Raw genomic sequence first — 18,035 nt, forward strand, 5'->3', positions numbered from 1 at the left:
CGGGAGCCTGAGCCGGAACGACGATTACTCGTCTTCCAGTTCGATGTTGATACCGAGCGAGCGGATTTCTTTCAACAGTACGTTGAAGGACTCCGGCATGCCTGGTTCCATGCGGTGATCGCCATCCACGATGTTTTTGTACATCTTGGTACGGCCGTTAACGTCATCCGACTTAACGGTGAGCATTTCCTGCAGGGTATAAGCCGCGCCGTATGCTTCCAGTGCCCACACTTCCATCTCACCGAAGCGTTGACCACCGAACTGCGCTTTACCACCCAGAGGCTGCTGAGTAACCAAGCTGTAAGAACCGGTTGAACGGGCGTGCATTTTATCGTCAACCAAGTGGTTCAGTTTCAGCATGTACATATAGCCGACAGTTACCTGGCGCTCGAACTGCTCACCGGTACGGCCATCGAACAGCGTAATCTGACCGGAGGTTGGGATCCCGCCCATTTCCAGCAGCTGCTTGATTTCAGTCTCTTTCGCACCATCGAACACCGGCGTTGCGATCGGCATACCTTTTTTCAGGTTCTCTGCCAGACGCAGGACTTCGTCGTCGGTGAAGGTGTTCAGGTCAACTTTCTGGCAAACGTCGTCGCCCAGATCGTAGGCCTTCTGGATGAACTCACGCAGCTTGGCCACTTCCTGCTGCTGCTTCAGCATTTGGTTGATCTTCTCACCAATGCCTTTCGCAGCCATACCCAGGTGGGTTTCCAGGATCTGACCGATGTTCATACGTGATGGTACGCCCAGCGGGTTCAGTACGATGTCTACCGGCGTGCCGTTTTCATCGTAAGGCATATCTTCGATCGGGTTGATCTTGGAGATAACACCCTTGTTACCGTGGCGACCCGCCATCTTGTCACCCGGTTGGATCTGACGTTTAACGGCCAGATAAACCTTAACGATTTTCAGCACGCCCGGTGCCAGATCGTCGCCTTGGGTGATCTTGCGACGCTTGGCTTCCAGCTTCTTCTCGAAGTCGGATTTCAGTTCGTCGTATTGCTCCGCCAGCTGTTCCAGCTGGTTTTGCTTCTCTTCGTCGGTCAGGCCCAGTTCCAGCCAGCGATCGCGTGGCAGCTTGCTCAGCTTCTCAGCTTCAACGCCGCCGGCGACCAGCACCGCGTGGATACGCGCAAACAGGCCGGCTTCCAGGATCTGCAGTTCTTCAGTCAGATCTTTCTTCGCCTGCTTCAGCTGCATCTCTTCGATTTCCAACGCACGCTTGTCTTTTTCCACGCCATCGCGGGTGAAGACCTGCACGTCGATAACCGTACCGGAAACGCCATTCGGTACGCGCAGAGAAGAGTCTTTAACGTCAGACGCTTTCTCACCGAAGATCGCACGCAGCAGCTTCTCTTCCGGCGTCAGCTGGGTTTCGCCTTTCGGCGTGACCTTACCAACCAGAATGTCGCCACCGGTCACTTCAGCACCGATATACACGATACCGGATTCATCCAGTTTGGAGAGCGCTGCTTCACCCACGTTAGGGATGTCGGCGGTGATCTCTTCAGGCCCCAGCTTGGTGTCGCGAGACACGCACGCCAGTTCCTGGATGTGGATGGTGGTGAAGCGATCTTCCTGCACCACGCGCTCGGAGACCAGGATGGAGTCTTCGAAGTTGTAGCCGTTCCAAGGCATGAAGGCTACGCGCATGTTCTGGCCCAGCGCCAGTTCGCCCAGATCCGTAGATGGGCCATCCGCCAGCACGTCGCCGCGCTCGATTGGCTCACCCAGGTTCACACACGGCATCTGGTTGATGCAGGTGTTCTGGTTAGAACGGGTGTACTTGGTCAGGTTATAGATGTCGATGCCTGCTTCGCCCGGGTACATCTCGTCTTCGTTAACTTTGATAACGATACGGGAAGCATCCACGTACTGGATCACGCCGCCGCGTTTGGCCACGGCGGTAACGCCGGAGTCAACCGCTACAGCACGTTCCATGCCGGTACCTACCAGCGGCTTGTCAGCGCGCAGGGTTGGAACCGCCTGACGTTGCATGTTCGCGCCCATCAATGCACGGTTGGCGTCATCGTGTTCCAGGAATGGAATCAGTGAAGCACCAACGGAGACAACCTGCTGGGTGGATACGTCCATATAGTCAACCTGGTCGCGGCTGAACAGGCTTGATTCGCCTTTGCTACGACAGGTGACCAGGTCTTCTACGAAGCGGCCGTCATCATCCAGGTTGGAGTTCGCCTGAGCGATAACGAAGTTGCCTTCTTCAATAGCAGACAGGTAGTTGATTTCATCGGTCACCACGCCGTCGCGCACGCGGCGGTACGGGGTTTCCAGGAAGCCATACTCGTTAGTCTGTGCGTACACGGACAGGGAGTTGATCAGACCGATGTTCGGGCCTTCCGGCGTTTCGATTGGGCACACGCGACCGTAGTGAGTCGGGTGTACGTCTCGAACTTCAAAGCCGGCGCGTTCACGGGTCAGACCGCCCGGGCCCAGTGCGGAGATACGACGCTTGTGCGTGATCTCGGACAACGGGTTGTTCTGGTCCATAAACTGGGACAGCTGGCTGGAGCCGAAGAACTCTTTCACCGCCGCCGAAATCGGCTTGGCGTTGATCATGTCCTGAGGCATCAGGGTATCCAGATCGCCCAGGGACAGACGTTCTTTCACCGCACGCTCAACGCGCACCAGACCTACACGGAACTGGTTCTCGGCCATTTCGCCGACGGAACGGATACGACGGTTGCCCAAGTGGTCGATGTCGTCCACTTCGCCTTTACCGTTACGGATATCGATGAGCTTCTTCATCACTTCGATGATGTCGTCTTTGCTCAGGATGCCCGAACCTTCGATCTCGTCGCGCAGCAGAGAACGGTTGAACTTCATACGGCCGACCGCGGACAGATCGTAACGGTCTTCGGAGAAGAACAGGTTCTCGAACAGGCTTTCGGCGGCTTCGCGCGTTGGCGGCTCACCAGGGCGCATCATGCGGTAGATTTCTACCAGCGCGCTCAGACGATCGTTGGTTGGGTCGACACGCACGGTTTCAGAGATGTACGCACCGTGGTCCAGATCGTTGGTGAACAGCGTTTCGATACGCTTGTGGCCTGACTGGCTCAGCTTGGCCAGCAGATCCAGCGACAGCTCCATGTTGGCTGCGCAGATCAGTTCGCCGGTATTGGTATCGATATAGTCCTTCGCGACCACTTTGCCCGCGATGTACTCAACCGGTACTTCAATACTGTGAATTTCGTCTTTTTCGAGCTGACGGATATGACGAGCGGTGATACGACGGCCTTTCTCTACATAGATCTTGCCGTTGGCTTCGATATCGAACGAAGCGGTCTCACCACGCAGACGCTCTGGAACCAGCTCCATCTGCAGCTTGTTATCGCGGATCTCGAAAACAATTTTGTCAAAGAACAGGTCAAGGATCTGTTCAGTGGTGTAGTTCAGCGCGCGCAGGATGATGGTCGCCGGCAGTTTGCGGCGGCGGTCAATACGCACGAACAGGTTGTCTTTCGGGTCAAACTCGAAATCCAACCATGAACCGCGGTAAGGGATGATGCGTGCGTTGTACAGCACTTTACCCGAGGAGTGGGTTTTACCCTTATCGCTGTCAAAGAATACGCCAGGACTACGGTGCAGCTGAGATACGATAACCCTCTCAGTACCGTTGATCACAAAGGTACCGTTTTCGGTCATGAGCGGAATTTCGCCCATATAGACTTCTTGTTCCTTGATGTCTTTGACCGTACCTTCCGGAGCTTCACGCTCATAGATTACCAGACGCAGTTTTACGCGCAGCGGTGCAGAGAACGTCACACCACGGATCTGGCACTCTTTGACGTCGAAGACCGGCTCACCAAGACGGTAGCTAACGTATTGCAGCTCCGAATTGCCACTGTAGCTCTGGATAGGGAAAACAGAACGGAAGGCGGCTTCTAAGCCGTACTGCCCTTCTGGATCTTGCTCGATGAACTTCTGGAACGAGTCAAGCTGGATAGAAAGGAGATATGGTATGTCCAGAACTTGTGGACGCTTACCAAAATCCTTACGAATACGTTTTTTCTCGGTATAGGAGTAAACCATAGGGTTCCTCAGCTCGCTGGAAAGTCGAACCTATCTGTCCGTCCGGATAGGGGACGGTTCATGCAACACCGTTTTGTCGACCGGAAAGCGGGAACACTTTCCGCAATACCCGTTTCTATCACGCTTAAATCATTTCATTGCGCTGTGCGGCAGATGCTCTGCGGCAGGGAGGGCAGTATATTAAGTCGTCGATAGAAAAAGATATTGGGGTTAGCCAGTAGCCAAACAGTGTGAAACTCTACTGACGCCCTACAGCGCAAAAAGGCTGGTGACCAAAAAGTCACCAGCCATCAGTCTGTTAGTTAAAACAGACTGCACTCAGAAAGCAGTGGCTTATTTAACTTCAACTTCAGCGCCAGCTTCTTCCAGAGCTTTTTTCAGTGCTTCAGCGTCGTCTTTGCTGATGCCTTCTTTCAGTGCTGCTGGTGCAGACTCAACCAGGTCTTTAGCTTCTTTCAGACCCAGGCCAGTTGCGCCACGTACTGCTTTGATTACTGCAACTTTGTTCGCGCCGATACCTTTCAGTACAACGTCGAATTCAGTTTTTTCTTCAGCAGCTTCAACAGCAGCAGCAGGACCTGCAGCTACAGCAGCAGCAGAAACACCGAACTTCTCTTCCATAGCGGCGATCAGTTCAACGATTTCCATTACAGACAGAGCTGCAACGCCTTCGATAATTTGGTCTTTAGTGATAGACATAACAAAAGTTCCTAAAATTCAGAAATAGTTTAAATACGTAAGCAAAGGCTAAGAAAGAGTGTGGCTTATGCCGCTTCTTTCTGATCGCGCAGTGCAGCCAGAGTGCGAACCAGTTTGCCGGCAGCGGCTTCTTTCATGGTTGCCATCAGGCGTGCGATTGCTTCATCGTAAGTAGGCAGAGTTGCCAAGCGGTCGATTTGTGCCGCAGGGATCAGCTCACCTTCAAAGGCCGCAGCTTTAACCTCGAATTTTGCATTCGCTTTCGCGAACTCTTTGAACAGACGAGCAGCAGCGCCCGGGTGTTCGTTAGAGAATGCAATCAAGGTAGGACCGACAAACGTGTCTTTCAGGCATTCGAATGGAGTGCCTTCAACTACGCGACGCATCAGGGTGTTGCGAACAACACGCATGTAAACGCCAGCTTCACGACCTGCTTTACGCAGTTCAGTCATTTTATCAACGGTAACGCCGCGGGAATCCGCAACAACCGCAGACAGCGCGCCTTTGGCTACTTCGTTGACTTCAGCAACAATCGCTTGTTTGTCTTGAAGATTTAATGCCATTAGCTTTTTGCTCCTGGATTAGCCGGGGAAAATCCCCGGAACTCACTTCACTCAACACCTTGTGAAACACGCGGTGCGAGCGCTGAAACACGGTGAGCAGAATCCAGCAAAGACCATTCTTTTTAAAAAAGAAAAAAATTCTTTAGGCTCTGTCACCGTCTACGCAGGAAAGATTAAGTACCTTGCGATACACCTGCGGTCTTGGACGGAGGCCTGGATAGGCCAGGCTCCAACCGAAAATTCTGTTGTTTCGCCTTGGGCAAGCCAATAGCAAAACCTTGGGGCATAAGATTCTAGACAAATCTCAGCCCCAAGTCAAAGCGATAATCGCAGGGCGATTAGTTCGCTGCTGCAGACAGGCCGCTCTGATCGATAGCAACGCCAGCACCCATGGTGGTGGAGAGGCTAACTTTCTTGATGTACACGCCTTTCGCCTGAGATGGTTTTGCTTTTTTCAGCGCAACCAGCAGGGCTTCCAGGTTTTCTTTCAGCTTGTCTGACTCGAAATCAACCTTACCGATAGTGGTATGGATGATGCCGTTTTTGTCGTTACGGTAACGAACCTGACCTGCTTTAGCGTTTTTCACTGCTTCAGCAACGTTCGGAGTAACGGTACCCACTTTCGGGTTTGGCATCAGGCCGCGTGGACCCAGGATCTGGCCCAGTTGACCGACAACGCGCATTGCATCCGGGGAAGCAATAACAACGTCGAAGTTCATTTCGCCTTTCTTGATCTGGTCTGCCAGATCTTCCATACCTACCAGCTCTGCGCCAGCAGCTTTAGCTGCTTCAGCGTTAGGGCCCTGGGCAAATACGGCAACGCGAACGGAACGACCGGTGCCGTGTGGCAGAACGGTAGCGCCACGAACGTTTTGGTCAGATTTACGAGCGTCGATACCCAGGTTAACGGATACGTCAACGCTTTCTACGAATTTAGCGGTGGCCAGCTCTTTCAGCAGAGCAACAGCTTCGGTGATGTCATACTGTTTAGTAGCATCAACTTTGTCACGGATCACGCGCATGCGCTTGGTCAGCTTAGCCATCTCTTAATCCTCCACTACCAGGCCCATGGAACGAGCAGTACCTTCGATGGAGCGAGTCATCGCTTCAACGTCAGAACCAGTCATGTCCGCAGCTTTGGTTTCTGCGATTTCACGTACCTGAGCACGAGTCACTTTACCTACTTTGTCTTTGTTCGGCTTGCCGGAACCAGACTTGATACCAGCCGCTTTTTTCAGCAGAACTGCTGCCGGCGGGGTTTTGGTAACGAAAGTGAAGGAGCGATCAGAATAAACGGTAATAACAACCGGGATCGGCAGGCCTTTCTCAACGCTGTCAGTCTTAGCGTTGAATGCCTTACAGAATTCCATGATGTTAACACCTTGCTGACCCAGAGCTGGACCGACTGGCGGGCTCGGGTTAGCCATACCGGCTGCAACCTGCAGCTTGACGTAGGCTTGTACTTTCTTGGCCATTTAAATTTCCTCGGTTTGGGTAGTATCGCCTCGCGAGAGGCTCCCCGTGTTTCGCCCCGCTTAATGCAATCAAGCAAGGCATCTAAAAACAAAAGGCGCGAAATTATAGTTCAATTTCGCGCCTCTGACAAGTGGCAAAACGCCGCTCGTTGCTGATTAATTGATCAGCCTTTTTCGACCTGGCTGAAGTCCAGTTCCACCGGCGTTGCACGGCCAAAGATGGAAACGGACACTTTCAGGCGGCTCTTCTCGTAGTCCACTTCTTCGACCACGCCGTTGAAGTCGGCAAACGGGCCATCGTTAACGCGAACCAGTTCACCCGGTTCGAACAGCGTTTTCGGACGCGGCTTATCACCTACCTGCTGCAGGCGGTTCATAATCGCATCGACTTCTTTGTCGCTGATCGGCGCCGGACGGTCTGAGGTACCGCCGATGAAGCCCATGACGCGCGGAACGCTGCGCACCAGGTGCCAGCTCGCGTCGTTCATCACCATCTGCACCAGCACGTAGCCAGGGAAGAATTTACGTTCGCTCTTGCGGCGCTGGCCGCCACGGATTTCAACCACTTCTTCCGTAGGCACCATGACTTCGCCGAACAGCTCTTCCATATCGTGCAGTTTGATATGTTCACGCAGCGATTGCGCTACGCGACCTTCAAAACCGGAAAACGCCTGAACGACGTACCAACGTTTTTTTGGAGCTTCAGACATTTTAGAACCTCAGGCCAGTAATAAACGATACCAGACGGACCAGAATACCATCCAGCCCCCACAGAATCAGTGACATCACGGCGGTTACCGCGGCAACGATCAACGTGGTGTGTAGCGTTTCCTGACGAGTTGGCCAAATCACTTTGCGTACTTCGGTACGCGCTTCGCGAGCAAACGCGACGGTGGCTTTGCCTTTGGTGGTCATCAGAGCCACTGCGCCTGCAACGGCGATGATCAGTACAACTGCCAGCGCGCGCAATGGCAGGCTTAAATCACGGTAGTAATAGTTACCGACAATAGCCACAACCAACAGAACGGCGACGATCAGCCACTTAGCCGCTTCCAGGCCGCGCCCGCTCCCTTGAGCCTCGGTATTCGCACTCATAAACCAACCTGTCACAATGATTCAGAACAAACAACTTTGCCTCGCAGTGCGAGGCAAACCAAACCGATCAGATGCCGTTCGCCGGCATCTCGGTGTTTTACGCTATGACGTATTTCAGTCAATACGGTTTAAGAGCCCATCTCACCAATGATTATGACTGCAAAATCGCTGATGAGATAGGTTCTAGTTCACAGCGTAGAAAAAGGGCATCAAATGATGCCCTTTTACCGCGTGTCGCGTCAAACGTTATCAGCGATTAAGCGATAACTTTGGCAACAACACCAGCGCCAACGGTACGGCCGCCTTCACGGATTGCGAAACGCAGACCGTCGTCCATCGCGATTGGGTGGATCAGGGTGACTTTCATGTTCACGTTGTCGCCTGGCATTACCATCTCAACGCCTTCTGGCAGTTCGATGGTGCCGGTCACGTCAGTTGTACGGAAGTAGAACTGTGGACGGTAGCCTTTGAAGAATGGAGTGTGACGACCACCTTCTTCTTTGCTCAGGATGTACACTTCTGAGTCGAACTGAGTGTGCGGCTTGATGGAACCTGGTTTAGCCAGAACCTGACCACGTTCGATGTCTTCACGCTTGATACCGCGCAGCAGAACGCCCACGTTCTCACCGGCACGGCCTTCGTCCAGCAGTTTGCGGAACATTTCAACGCCGGTACAGGTAGACTTAACGGTGTCTTTGATACCAACGATTTCAACTTCTTCGCCAACTTTGATGATACCGCGCTCAACGCGACCGGTAACAACGGTACCACGACCGGAGATGGAGAATACGTCTTCGATTGGCAGCAGGAACGGCTTGTCGATAGCGCGCTCTGGTTCTGGGATGTAGGAATCCAGCGCTTCGGCCAGCTCGATGATTTTAGCTTCCCACTCGGCTTCGCCTTCCAGCGCTTTCAGCGCGGAACCGCGGATTACCGGCAGGTCATCACCAGGGAAGTCGTAAGCGGACAGCAGTTCGCGAACTTCCATTTCTACCAGTTCCAGCAGCTCTTCATCATCAACCATGTCGCATTTGTTCATGAATACGATGATGAAAGGAACGCCAACCTGACGACCCAGCAGGATGTGCTCACGGGTCTGAGGCATTGGGCCGTCAGTCGCAGCAACAACCAGGATAGCGCCGTCCATCTGAGCAGCACCGGTGATCATGTTTTTCACGTAGTCGGCGTGCCCTGGGCAGTCAACGTGCGCGTAGTGGCGAGTCGGGGTGTCATACTCAACGTGAGAAGTGTTGATGGTGATACCACGAGCTTTTTCTTCTGGCGCGTTATCGATCTGGTCGAAAGCGCGTGCAGAACCACCGTAGGTTTTAGCCAGAACGGTAGTGATAGCTGCAGTCAGGGTAGTTTTACCATGGTCAACGTGGCCGATAGTACCGACGTTAACGTGCGGTTTTGTACGTTCAAACTTTTCTTTAGACATCGATTGTCCCTCTAAGACACGGATAAATCGGTGGTATCACCACATCAACCAAGCATTTGCTCGTTGAATCCAGAACAGAAAGAAAATCAGGGGGCGAGAAAATAAGAAGTGGTGCTGATAGGCAGATTCGAACTGCCGACCTCACCCTTACCAAGGGTGCGCTCTACCAACTGAGCTATATCAGCACATCTTGGAGCGGGCAGTGGGAATCGAACCCACATCATCAGCTTGGAAGGCTGAGGTAATAGCCATTATACGATGCCCGCATCCTGGAACTCGGCTACCTGATTTTTCTGTAGAATTTTGGGATGGAGAAGGATTGTTCGTCGCTTGGCTCTCATCCTTCGGGCCGGCTGCGCTTAGCGCTGCACAACTCGAACCTTGCCGAAGACTTTCGTCTTCCCCTTCCGCATTAACCGCCGCGAGGTTATCGCGCTTCAGTTAGCTGCCGAAGGCAAGATTTGGTGGTGGGGGAAGGATTCGAACCTTCGAAGTCTGTGACGGCAGATTTACAGTCTGCTCCCTTTGGCCGCTCGGGAACCCCACCAGATTTTAACTACTGTGACTTGAATGGTGCCGGCTACCGGAATCGAACTGGTGACCTACTGATTACAAGTCAGTTGCTCTACCAACTGAGCTAAGCCGGCATCAAGTGCAGCGCATTCTAGGTAGAGCTGGCGGGGTATGCAACAAAAAAATTGCGTTACGCGCACTTTCGCTCATAAATCAGTCAATTTTGCATGCTGCCCGGCAATTCACAGCCTGCAGCGTGCAAACATTCATCAATCGCGGACATCATTCTGTACAATTTCATTCACTTTTTGCAAGCGTTGACCCGCCTTTTCTCCGTGCCCGCGGTCGCAAATCGGCTAACTCAGCCAGCCAAACTGTGAGCCGGATCGATGCACCAAAAAAGGGAAAGAGGCCCGCGCCCGGAGCATAAACTACACGCTATCCTCACCCCTTTCGCCGCCAGGCGCACTCCGCCGCTCTGGCGCAGTTATTGCTTATCTTCATTACCCCCTTCATCCAGGAGGAATGACCGATGAAAATTGTGCTGATAAACGCCGCTACGTTACCCATTTACCGAGATGAGCTGGCCCGGCTGTTGACCGATGCCGTCACCCACGGCGCCTCCGTCGGCTATGACACACTGATCCCGCATGAAGATGCCGAAAGCTATTTCCACAGCCTGCGGCCCGCGCTGGCCAAAGGGGAGTTGTTGCTGTGGATCGCCAGGGATGAGCGCGGCGTCATCGGCACCGTGCAGCTCGAATTGTGCCAGAAACCCAACGGCCGCAACCGTGCGGAAGTACAGAAGCTGTTGGTGCATAGCCGCGCACGCCGCAACGGCGTCGGCCAGGCGCTGATGAAAATGCTGGAGCAGGCGGCGCTACAGCAGCATCGCGGCCTGCTCTATCTCGATACTCAGGCGGGTTCCGCCGCGGAAGCGCTGTATCGTTCTCTCGGCTACCGTTGTCTTGGAGAGCTGCCCGACTACGCCGCCGCCCCCGATGGTTACTATCATCCGACGGTCATTTATTACAAGCGGCTGTTCGCGGTTAACCAGCCTTCCCGCTCCATCGCCAGCTAGCCGGCGAGCGGTATCATCACCCGGTGATACCGCTTTGCAACGCCTCTGCAATCAACTGCGCGCCGCTTCTCACAATTGACATAAACTGCTGCCAATCGACAACTTTTGCGAAAAAAGTCTACGCCAAAAACGAAGCTGTCTATAATATGCAGCTTGTTTATTATCTGGAGTTGGCGTCCGGCGCCTTTCCCAACCTGCGTTAACAGGCAGAATTTGGCTTATGATAAAAAGAGATCAATCTTTGGCGACGCCTTACCTTCAGTTCGATCGTACCCAATGGGCTGCGTTGCGAGATTCGGTGCCGCTGACGTTGTCGGAAGAAGAGATCGTTAAACTGAAAGGGATTAACGAAGATCTCTCTTTGGAAGAAGTAGCGCAGATTTACCTGCCGCTGTCACGACTGCTGAACTTCTATATCAGTTCTAACCTGCGTCGCCAGGCCGTACTCGAGCAATTTCTCGGCACCGACGGGCAAAAAATCCCTTACGTCATTGGCATTGCCGGCAGCGTAGCCGTGGGCAAAAGCACCACCGCGCGTTTACTGCAGGCGCTGCTCAGCCGCTGGCCGGAACATCGCAGCGTAGAGCTGATCACTACCGACGGTTTCCTGCATCCGAATAAGGTGCTGAATGAACGCGGCCTGATGAAGAAAAAAGGCTTCCCGCAGTCTTACGATATGCACAGCCTGGTGAAGTTCGTTTCAGAAGTGAAGTCCGGCGCTAAACGCGTTACCGCTCCGGTTTATTCCCATCTGATTTATGACGTGGTGCCTGAAGGCAATAAGGTTATCGAGCAGCCGGATATTCTTATTCTGGAGGGGCTCAACGTATTGCAAAGCGGAATGGATTACCCACACGATCCGCACCGCGTATTTGTTTCCGACTTCGTTGATTTTTCAATATATGTCGATGCGCCGGAAACACTGCTGCAAAGCTGGTATATCAACCGTTTCCTGAAATTCCGCCAGGGTGCATTCTCTAACCCTGATTCTTATTTCCATAATTACTCAAAACTGCCGGAACCTGAGGCGATCAACATCGCCACGCAGCTGTGGAATGAAATTAACGGATTGAATTTACAACAAAATATATTACCAACGCGCGAGCGCGCCAGTCTGATTATGACCAAAAGCGCCAATCATGCAGTGGACAGCGTGCGTTTAAGAAAATAAGTTGAATAAAAAAGGGGGCACCAGCTCCCTTTTTTATTACTATTATTCCGCGCTTCGTAAAGATATTTCCCCACCAATAAAAGGTTTAATGACCCCGTCTTGATCGAGTAATAATGCGCCCTGCTGATCGATGCCGCGAGCAATGCCGAAGATCTGTTGTTCACCAATCAACAGCTTGACCGGCCGATCGCTGAAGTTATCCAGTGCGCGCCAGCGGCCGATAAATGGCACCAACCCGTCAATTTCAAACTGCGTCAGCGATTGCCGCAGCTCATTAAGCAAGGTCGCGGCAAGTTCGTTGCGATCGATGCTGATCCCCGCTTCCTGCAGGTTGATCCAACCCTGGTTAATCGCGCCGGCATTAGTATCGCGCATCGCCAGATTGATCCCGGCCCCCATCACCAGCTGCGCCGCATCACCGGTTTTTCCCGTGAGCTCGACCAGGATGCCCGCCAGCTTACGGTCATTCAGATACAGGTCATTCGGCCATTTAACCCGTACATCCTCTGCGCCAAGACGCTGCAAGACTTCGGCCATCACGATGCCAATCACCAGGCTCAGCCCCATTGCCGCTGCAGGCCCTTGCTCTAGACGCCAGAACATCGACAGATAGAGGTTGGCGCCGAAAGGTGAAATCCACTGCCGCCCACGGCGGCCGCGGCCAGCTTGCTGGTACTCGGCAACGCAGGCGTCACCGGACTGCAGCTCACCGATGCGGTCCAGCAAGTACTGATTGGTGGAATCCACGACCGGCAACACAGTGACGCGCTTGTCTTCCAGCAGCTTGAGAATGCGCTCGGCCTCCAGCAGTTGGATAGGAGCAGGGAGGCTATACCCCTTACCCGGGACGGTGAAGACATCCAATCCCCATTCGCGGATAGTCTGGATATGTTTGTTGATTGCCGCTCGGCTCATGCCCAGCTTCTCGCCCAGATGTTCCCCGGAGTGGAAACCGCCGTCGGCTAGCAGGGAAATCAGTTTCAGTGGCACCTTGGTATCTTTCATGCCAATGCCTCTACCGCGTTGAGCTCACCGGATGCGCCGATAAAGCGCACCTCAGGCTCCAGCCATACGTCAAAGCGAGATGCTACGGTGTTGCGCACGTGGCGCGCCAGAGCGACAACGTCTTCGCTGACGGCATTATCCACATTGACCAGCACCAACGCCTGCTGGCGATGTACGGCAGCACCGCCGATCCGATAACCTTTCAGCTCACATTGATCGATCAGCCAGCCGGCAGCCAGCTTAACCTGGCCATCCGCCTGTGGGTAGTGCGGCATTGCAGGGTACTGGGCGATCAGCTTTGCAGACTTCTCCGCACTCACCAGCGGGTTTTTGAAGAAGCTGCCGGCGTTGCCGGTTTCGCGCGGATCGGGCAGCTTACTGCGGCGCATTGCACAGACGGAATCGAAAATTTGGCCTGATGTAACGGTCGCCGGATCCAGCTTGGTCAAATCGCCGTATTCCAGCATTGGCCGCCACTGCTTGCTCAGGCGCAGACCAAGGCCAACAATGATATGCCCGGTCTGGAACTGATGTTTGAAAATGCTTTCCCGGTAGCCAAAGCCGCATTCGGCCGCAGGAATGCGGTCTATAGCGCCGGTAGAGAAATCAAGCAGGTCGACATATTCACAGACGCTTTTCAATTCTATACCGTAGGCGCCGATATTCTGAATAGGCGCGGAGCCGGCTAAACCTGGGATCAAAGCCAGATTCTCCAAGCCGGGAATGCCGGCCTGCAGCGTATAGCACACCAGATCGTGCCAGTTTTCACCCGCACTAACATGCAGGTGCCAAGCATCCCGCTCTTCTCTGATGTCGATGCCTTTCAGCTGATTGATCATAACCGTACCGGCAAAGTCTTCAAGAAACAGGACGTTACTGCCTTCGCCGAGCACCAGCAGTGGCTCCTGCCGCTTGCGCGTCTGTTGCCAGACCTTGAGCATGAGTTCAATTCTATCTGCCATGATCAGATGCGCAGCGTTGACCGGGAGCGCAAAAGTATTGTGGTTTTTTAAAGACGCACTTTCAGTAGACATAACGTTCAATACCCATACGGAAATAATCTTCCACCTAGTCTACTCGATTCGACGCGGCTGGCTAATATTTGTTTTAACTCATGCTGCGTTAATCGGACTATTACCCGAAGAAATAAAGATTTTTCCTGTTTAATCCGCAAGTTCTTATATAAGGAGTGGGGTTTTACCCGAGTGAAAGGCAAAGAATCTATTACTTAATCAGTTTATCAACTACGCTATATATATACTTCACTTTATTTACCATCGTTAAACATTTTATGTTGGTAAATAAATATGTGAGCTGATATTTCCCGAAAGGATTATTCAGTAACAGGGGCGCAGCCTAGCTGCGCCAGATTGTGCTTTTTCGCGCACAGCAAAAAGCCCTGAACTCGCGTTCAGGGCTTCTTACTTTGTTTGATGCCTGGCAGTGTCCTACTCTCGCATGGGGAGACCCCACACTACCATCGGCGCTACGGCGTTTCACTTCTGAGTTCGGCATGGGGTCAGGTGGGACCACCGCGCTATTGCCGCCAGGCAAATTCTGTTTCATTCCAACCGCTTCACTTTCGTGTCGCCATTGAAACCAATCTAAGAACTTCGCTGAAAATCTATCGTCTGCTCTAAAACACCTTCGGTGTTGTAAGGTTAAGCCTCACGGATCATTAGTACTGGTTAGCTCAATGCATCGCTGCACTTACACACCCAGCCTATCAACGTCTTAGTCTTAAACGTTCCTTCAGGGGCCTTAAAGGCCCAGGGAAGACTCATCTCGAGGCAAGTTTCGCGCTTAGATGCTTTCAGCGCTTATCTTTTCCGCACTTAGCTACCGGGCAGTGCCATTGGCATGACAACCCGAACACCAGTGGTGCGTTCACTCCGGTCCTCTCGTACTAGGAGCAACCCCTCTCAATCTTCCAACGCCCACGGCAGATAGGGACCGAACTGTCTCACGACGTTCTAAACCCAGCTCGCGTACCACTTTAAATGGCGAACAGCCATACCCTTGGGACCTACTTCAGCCCCAGGATGTGATGAGCCGACATCGAGGTGCCAAACACCGCCGTCGATATGAACTCTTGGGCGGTATCAGCCTGTTATCCCCGGAGTACCTTTTATCCGTTGAGCGATGGCCCTTCCATTCAGAACCACCGGATCACTAAGACCTACTTTCGTACCTGCTCGAGCCGTCACTCTCGCAGTCAAGCTAGCTTATGCCTTTGCACTAACCTCACGATGTCCGACCGTGATTAGCTAACCTTCGTGCTCCTCCGTTACTCTTTGGGAGGAGACCGCCCCAGTCAAACTACCCACCAGACACTGTCCTCACCCCGGATTACGGGGCCGAGTTAGAACATCAAACATTAAAGGGTGGTATTTCAAGGTTGGCTCCACGCAGACTGGCGTCCACGCTTCAAAGCCTCCCACCTATCCTACACATCAAGGCTCAATGTTCAGTGTCAAGCTATAGTAAAGGTTCACGGGGTCTTTCCGTCTTGCCGCGGGTACACTGCATCTTCACAGCGAGTTCAATTTCACTGAGTCTCGGGTGGAGACAGCCTGGCCATCATTACGCCATTCGTGCAGGTCGGAACTTACCCGACAAGGAATTTCGCTACCTTAGGACCGTTATAGTTACGGCCGCCGTTTACTGGGGCTTCGATCAAGAGCTTCGCCTTGCGGCTGACCCCATCAATTAACCTTCCAGCACCGGGCAGGCGTCACACCGTATACGTCCACTTTCGTGTTTGCACAGTGCTGTGTTTTTATTAAACAGTTGCAGCCAGCTGGTATCTGCGACTGGCTTCAGCTCCATCCGCAAGGGACTTCACCTACGCGCCAGCGTGCCTTCTCCCGAAGTTACGGCACCATTTTGCCTAGTTCCTTCACCCGAGTTCTCTCAAGCGCCTTGGTATTCTCTACCTGACCACCTGTGTCGGTTTGGGGTACGATTCTGTGTTACCTGATGCTTAGAGGCTTTTCCTGGAAGCTTGGCATCAACTACTTCTGCACCGTAGTGCATCGTCATCACGCCTCAGGGTTGATAAGCAACCGGATTTACCGGGTCACTCCCCCTACACGCTTAAACCGGGACAACCGTCGCCCGGCTAGCCTAGCCTTCTCCGTCCCCCCTTCGCAGTAACACCGAGTACAGGAATATTAACCTGTTTCCCATCGACTACGCCTTTCGGCCTCGCCTTAGGGGTCGACTCACCCTGCCCCGATTAACGTTGGACAGGAACCCTTGGTCTTCCGGCGAGCGGGCTTTTCACCCGCTTTATCGTTACTTATGTCAGCATTCGCACTTCTGATACCTCCAGCAACCCTCACAGGCCACCTTCAACGGCTTACAGAACGCTCCCCTACCCAACAACGCCTAAGCGTCGCTGCCGCAGCTTCGGTGCATGGTTTAGCCCCGTTACATCTTCCGCGCAGGCCGACTCGACCAGTGAGCTATTACGCTTTCTTTAAATGATGGCTGCTTCTAAGCCAACATCCTGGCTGTCTATGCCTTCCCACATCGTTTCCCACTTAACCATGACTTTGGGACCTTAGCTGGCGGTCTGGGTTGTTTCCCTCTTCACGACGGACGTTAGCACCCGCCGTGTGTCTCCCGTGATAACATTCTTCGGTATTCGGAGTTTGCATCGGTTTGGTAAGCCGGGATGGCCCCCTAGCCGAAACAGTGCTCTACCCCCGAAGATGAGTTCACGAGGCGCTACCTAAATAGCTTTCGGGGAGAACCAGCTATCTCCCGGTTTGATTGGCCTTTCACCCCCAGCCACAAGTCATCCGCTAATTTTTCAACATTAGTCGGTTCGGTCCTCCAGTTAGTGTTACCCAACCTTCAACCTGCCCATGGCTAGATCACCGGGTTTCGGGTCTATACCTTGCAACTAATCGCCCAGTTAAGACTCGGTTTCCCTACGGCTCCCCTATACGGTTAACCTTGCTACAAAATATAAGTCGCTGACCCATTATACAAAAGGTACGCAGTCACACCACGAAGGTGCTCCCACTGCTTGTACGTACACGGTTTCAGGTTCTATTTCACTCCCCTCGCCGGGGTTCTTTTCGCCTTTCCCTCACGGTACTGGTTCACTATCGGTCAGTCAGGAGTATTTAGCCTTGGAGGATGGTCCCCCCATATTCAGACAGGATGTCACGTGTCCCGCCCTACTCATCGAACTCACAGTCAATGCATTTTAGTGTACGGGGCTATCACCCTTTACTGCGCGACTTTCCAGACGCTTCCACTAACACAAGAACTGATTCAGGTTCTGGGCTCCTCCCCGTTCGCTCGCCGCTACTGGGGGAATCTCGGTTGATTTCTTTTCCTCGGGGTACTTAGATGTTTCAGTTCCCCCGGTTCGCCTCGTTAAGCTATGTATTCACTTAACGATAGTGCAACGAATTGCACTGGGTTTCCCCATTCGGGTATCGCCGGTTATAACGGTTCATATCACCTTACCGACGCTTTTCGCAGATTAGCACGCCCTTCATCGCCTCTGACTGCCTAGGCATCCACCGTGTACGCTTAGTCACTTAACCTCACAACCCGAAGATGTTTCCATCGTTCGTGCTGCAAACATTTGAGAGACTCTATGACAGGTTACTCTTTACCCCAGTACTTCTACGGAGGGATAAATTTCAGCCGTCATGTTTCAATTTTCAGCTTGTTCCAGATTGTTAAAGAGCAATATCTTAAACACGACTCGCAAGAGTCATCTTTAAGATTTTAGGTTACGAATAACCGGTGATAATGTCTTTCACTCATTATCGGAATGGCGTCCCCAAGGGGATTCGAACCCCTGTTACAGCCGTGAAAGGGCAGTGTCCTAGGCCTCTAGACGATGGGGACACAAAATCCGATTAAACCAGGGTTTAACCGTTTCTCGTATCAGCATGAGTCGCAGACTCATTAC

General features: G+C 52.9%; 12 protein-coding genes, 5 tRNA genes, 2 rRNA genes and 1 other RNA gene. 2 read left to right on the top strand and 18 right to left on the bottom strand.

The window, feature by feature from the left end:
* Positions 1-24: 24 nt before the first annotated feature.
* The 13 genes from rpoB to KHA73_RS21975 all read right to left on the bottom strand — a co-directional run bounded on the left by rpoB (position 25) and on the right by KHA73_RS21975 (position 9,973).
* Positions 25-4,053 carry a DNA-directed RNA polymerase subunit beta gene (rpoB, locus tag KHA73_RS21915; RefSeq protein ID WP_234586702.1) on the bottom strand — a complete coding sequence of 1,343 codons (4,029 nt, stop codon included), beginning with the start codon at positions 4,051-4,053 and terminating at the stop codon, positions 25-27.
* Positions 4,054-4,386: 333 nt separating this feature from the next.
* Positions 4,387-4,752: a 50S ribosomal protein L7/L12 gene (gene rplL, locus KHA73_RS21920; RefSeq protein WP_021182158.1), complete on the bottom strand. Its 366-nt coding sequence runs from the start codon at positions 4,750-4,752 to the stop codon at positions 4,387-4,389.
* 65 nt (positions 4,753-4,817) lie between these two features.
* Positions 4,818-5,315, bottom strand: coding sequence for a 50S ribosomal protein L10 (gene rplJ / locus KHA73_RS21925; protein ID WP_020828745.1), 498 nt, complete (start codon positions 5,313-5,315; stop codon positions 4,818-4,820).
* A 338-nt stretch (positions 5,316-5,653) separates the two neighbouring features.
* Positions 5,654-6,358 carry a 50S ribosomal protein L1 gene (gene rplA, locus KHA73_RS21930; RefSeq protein WP_234586704.1) on the bottom strand — a complete coding sequence of 235 codons (705 nt, stop codon included), beginning with the start codon at positions 6,356-6,358 and terminating at the stop codon, positions 5,654-5,656.
* Between the two features lie 3 nt (positions 6,359-6,361).
* Positions 6,362-6,790 carry a 50S ribosomal protein L11 gene (gene rplK, locus KHA73_RS21935; RefSeq protein WP_015376316.1) on the bottom strand — a complete coding sequence of 143 codons (429 nt, stop codon included), beginning with the start codon at positions 6,788-6,790 and terminating at the stop codon, positions 6,362-6,364.
* 164 nt (positions 6,791-6,954) lie between these two features.
* Positions 6,955-7,500 carry a transcription termination/antitermination protein NusG gene (nusG, locus tag KHA73_RS21940; RefSeq protein ID WP_004929914.1) on the bottom strand — a complete coding sequence of 182 codons (546 nt, stop codon included), beginning with the start codon at positions 7,498-7,500 and terminating at the stop codon, positions 6,955-6,957.
* A 1-nt stretch (position 7,501) separates the two neighbouring features.
* On the bottom strand, positions 7,502-7,885 hold the full coding sequence (secE, locus tag KHA73_RS21945) for a preprotein translocase subunit SecE (protein WP_004929916.1): 384 nt from the start codon (positions 7,883-7,885) through the stop codon (positions 7,502-7,504).
* 256 nt (positions 7,886-8,141) lie between these two features.
* Positions 8,142-9,326, bottom strand: a complete 1,185-nt coding sequence (gene tuf, locus KHA73_RS21950) for an elongation factor Tu (protein WP_234586705.1) — start codon at positions 9,324-9,326, stop codon at positions 8,142-8,144.
* A gap of 109 nt (positions 9,327-9,435) precedes the next feature.
* A tRNA-Thr gene (locus KHA73_RS21955) sits at positions 9,436-9,511 on the bottom strand.
* A gap of 6 nt (positions 9,512-9,517) precedes the next feature.
* Positions 9,518-9,592, bottom strand: a tRNA-Gly gene (locus KHA73_RS21960).
* A gap of 36 nt (positions 9,593-9,628) precedes the next feature.
* Positions 9,629-9,744, bottom strand: a non-coding RNA gene (locus KHA73_RS21965) — RtT sRNA.
* A 44-nt stretch (positions 9,745-9,788) separates the two neighbouring features.
* Positions 9,789-9,873, bottom strand: a tRNA-Tyr gene (locus tag KHA73_RS21970).
* A 24-nt stretch (positions 9,874-9,897) separates the two neighbouring features.
* Positions 9,898-9,973: transfer RNA gene (locus KHA73_RS21975), tRNA-Thr, on the bottom strand.
* A gap of 398 nt (positions 9,974-10,371) precedes the next feature.
* Between KHA73_RS21975 and KHA73_RS21980 the strand changes: the two genes are divergently transcribed.
* Both KHA73_RS21980 and coaA read left to right on the top strand, forming a co-directional pair.
* Positions 10,372-10,920 carry a GNAT family N-acetyltransferase gene (locus KHA73_RS21980; protein WP_234586707.1) on the top strand — a complete coding sequence of 183 codons (549 nt, stop codon included), beginning with the start codon at positions 10,372-10,374 and terminating at the stop codon, positions 10,918-10,920.
* Positions 10,921-11,140: 220 nt separating this feature from the next.
* Complete coding sequence (gene coaA / locus KHA73_RS21985) at positions 11,141-12,091, top strand: type I pantothenate kinase (RefSeq protein ID WP_234586709.1); 951 nt, start codon at positions 11,141-11,143, stop codon at positions 12,089-12,091.
* A gap of 42 nt (positions 12,092-12,133) precedes the next feature.
* Here the strand turns inward: coaA and birA are convergent, their stop codons facing one another.
* The 5 genes from birA to KHA73_RS22010 form a co-directional block, all read right to left on the bottom strand.
* Complete coding sequence (gene birA / locus KHA73_RS21990) at positions 12,134-13,096, bottom strand: bifunctional biotin--[acetyl-CoA-carboxylase] ligase/biotin operon repressor BirA (protein ID WP_234586711.1); 963 nt, start codon at positions 13,094-13,096, stop codon at positions 12,134-12,136.
* Complete coding sequence (murB, locus tag KHA73_RS21995) at positions 13,093-14,130, bottom strand: UDP-N-acetylmuramate dehydrogenase (RefSeq protein WP_234586713.1); 1,038 nt, start codon at positions 14,128-14,130, stop codon at positions 13,093-13,095. Before murB ends, birA begins: the two co-directional genes overlap by 4 nt.
* Positions 14,131-14,531: 401 nt before the next feature.
* Positions 14,532-14,647, bottom strand: a 5S ribosomal RNA gene (rrf, locus tag KHA73_RS22000).
* A 106-nt stretch (positions 14,648-14,753) separates the two neighbouring features.
* Positions 14,754-17,661: ribosomal RNA gene (locus KHA73_RS22005) — 23S ribosomal RNA — on the bottom strand.
* 234 nt (positions 17,662-17,895) lie between these two features.
* Positions 17,896-17,971: transfer RNA gene (locus tag KHA73_RS22010), tRNA-Glu, on the bottom strand.
* Positions 17,972-18,035 lie beyond the last annotated feature (64 nt).

Source organism: Serratia entomophila, from assembly GCF_021462285.1.
GTDB classification, from domain to species: domain Bacteria; phylum Pseudomonadota; class Gammaproteobacteria; order Enterobacterales; family Enterobacteriaceae; genus Serratia; species Serratia entomophila.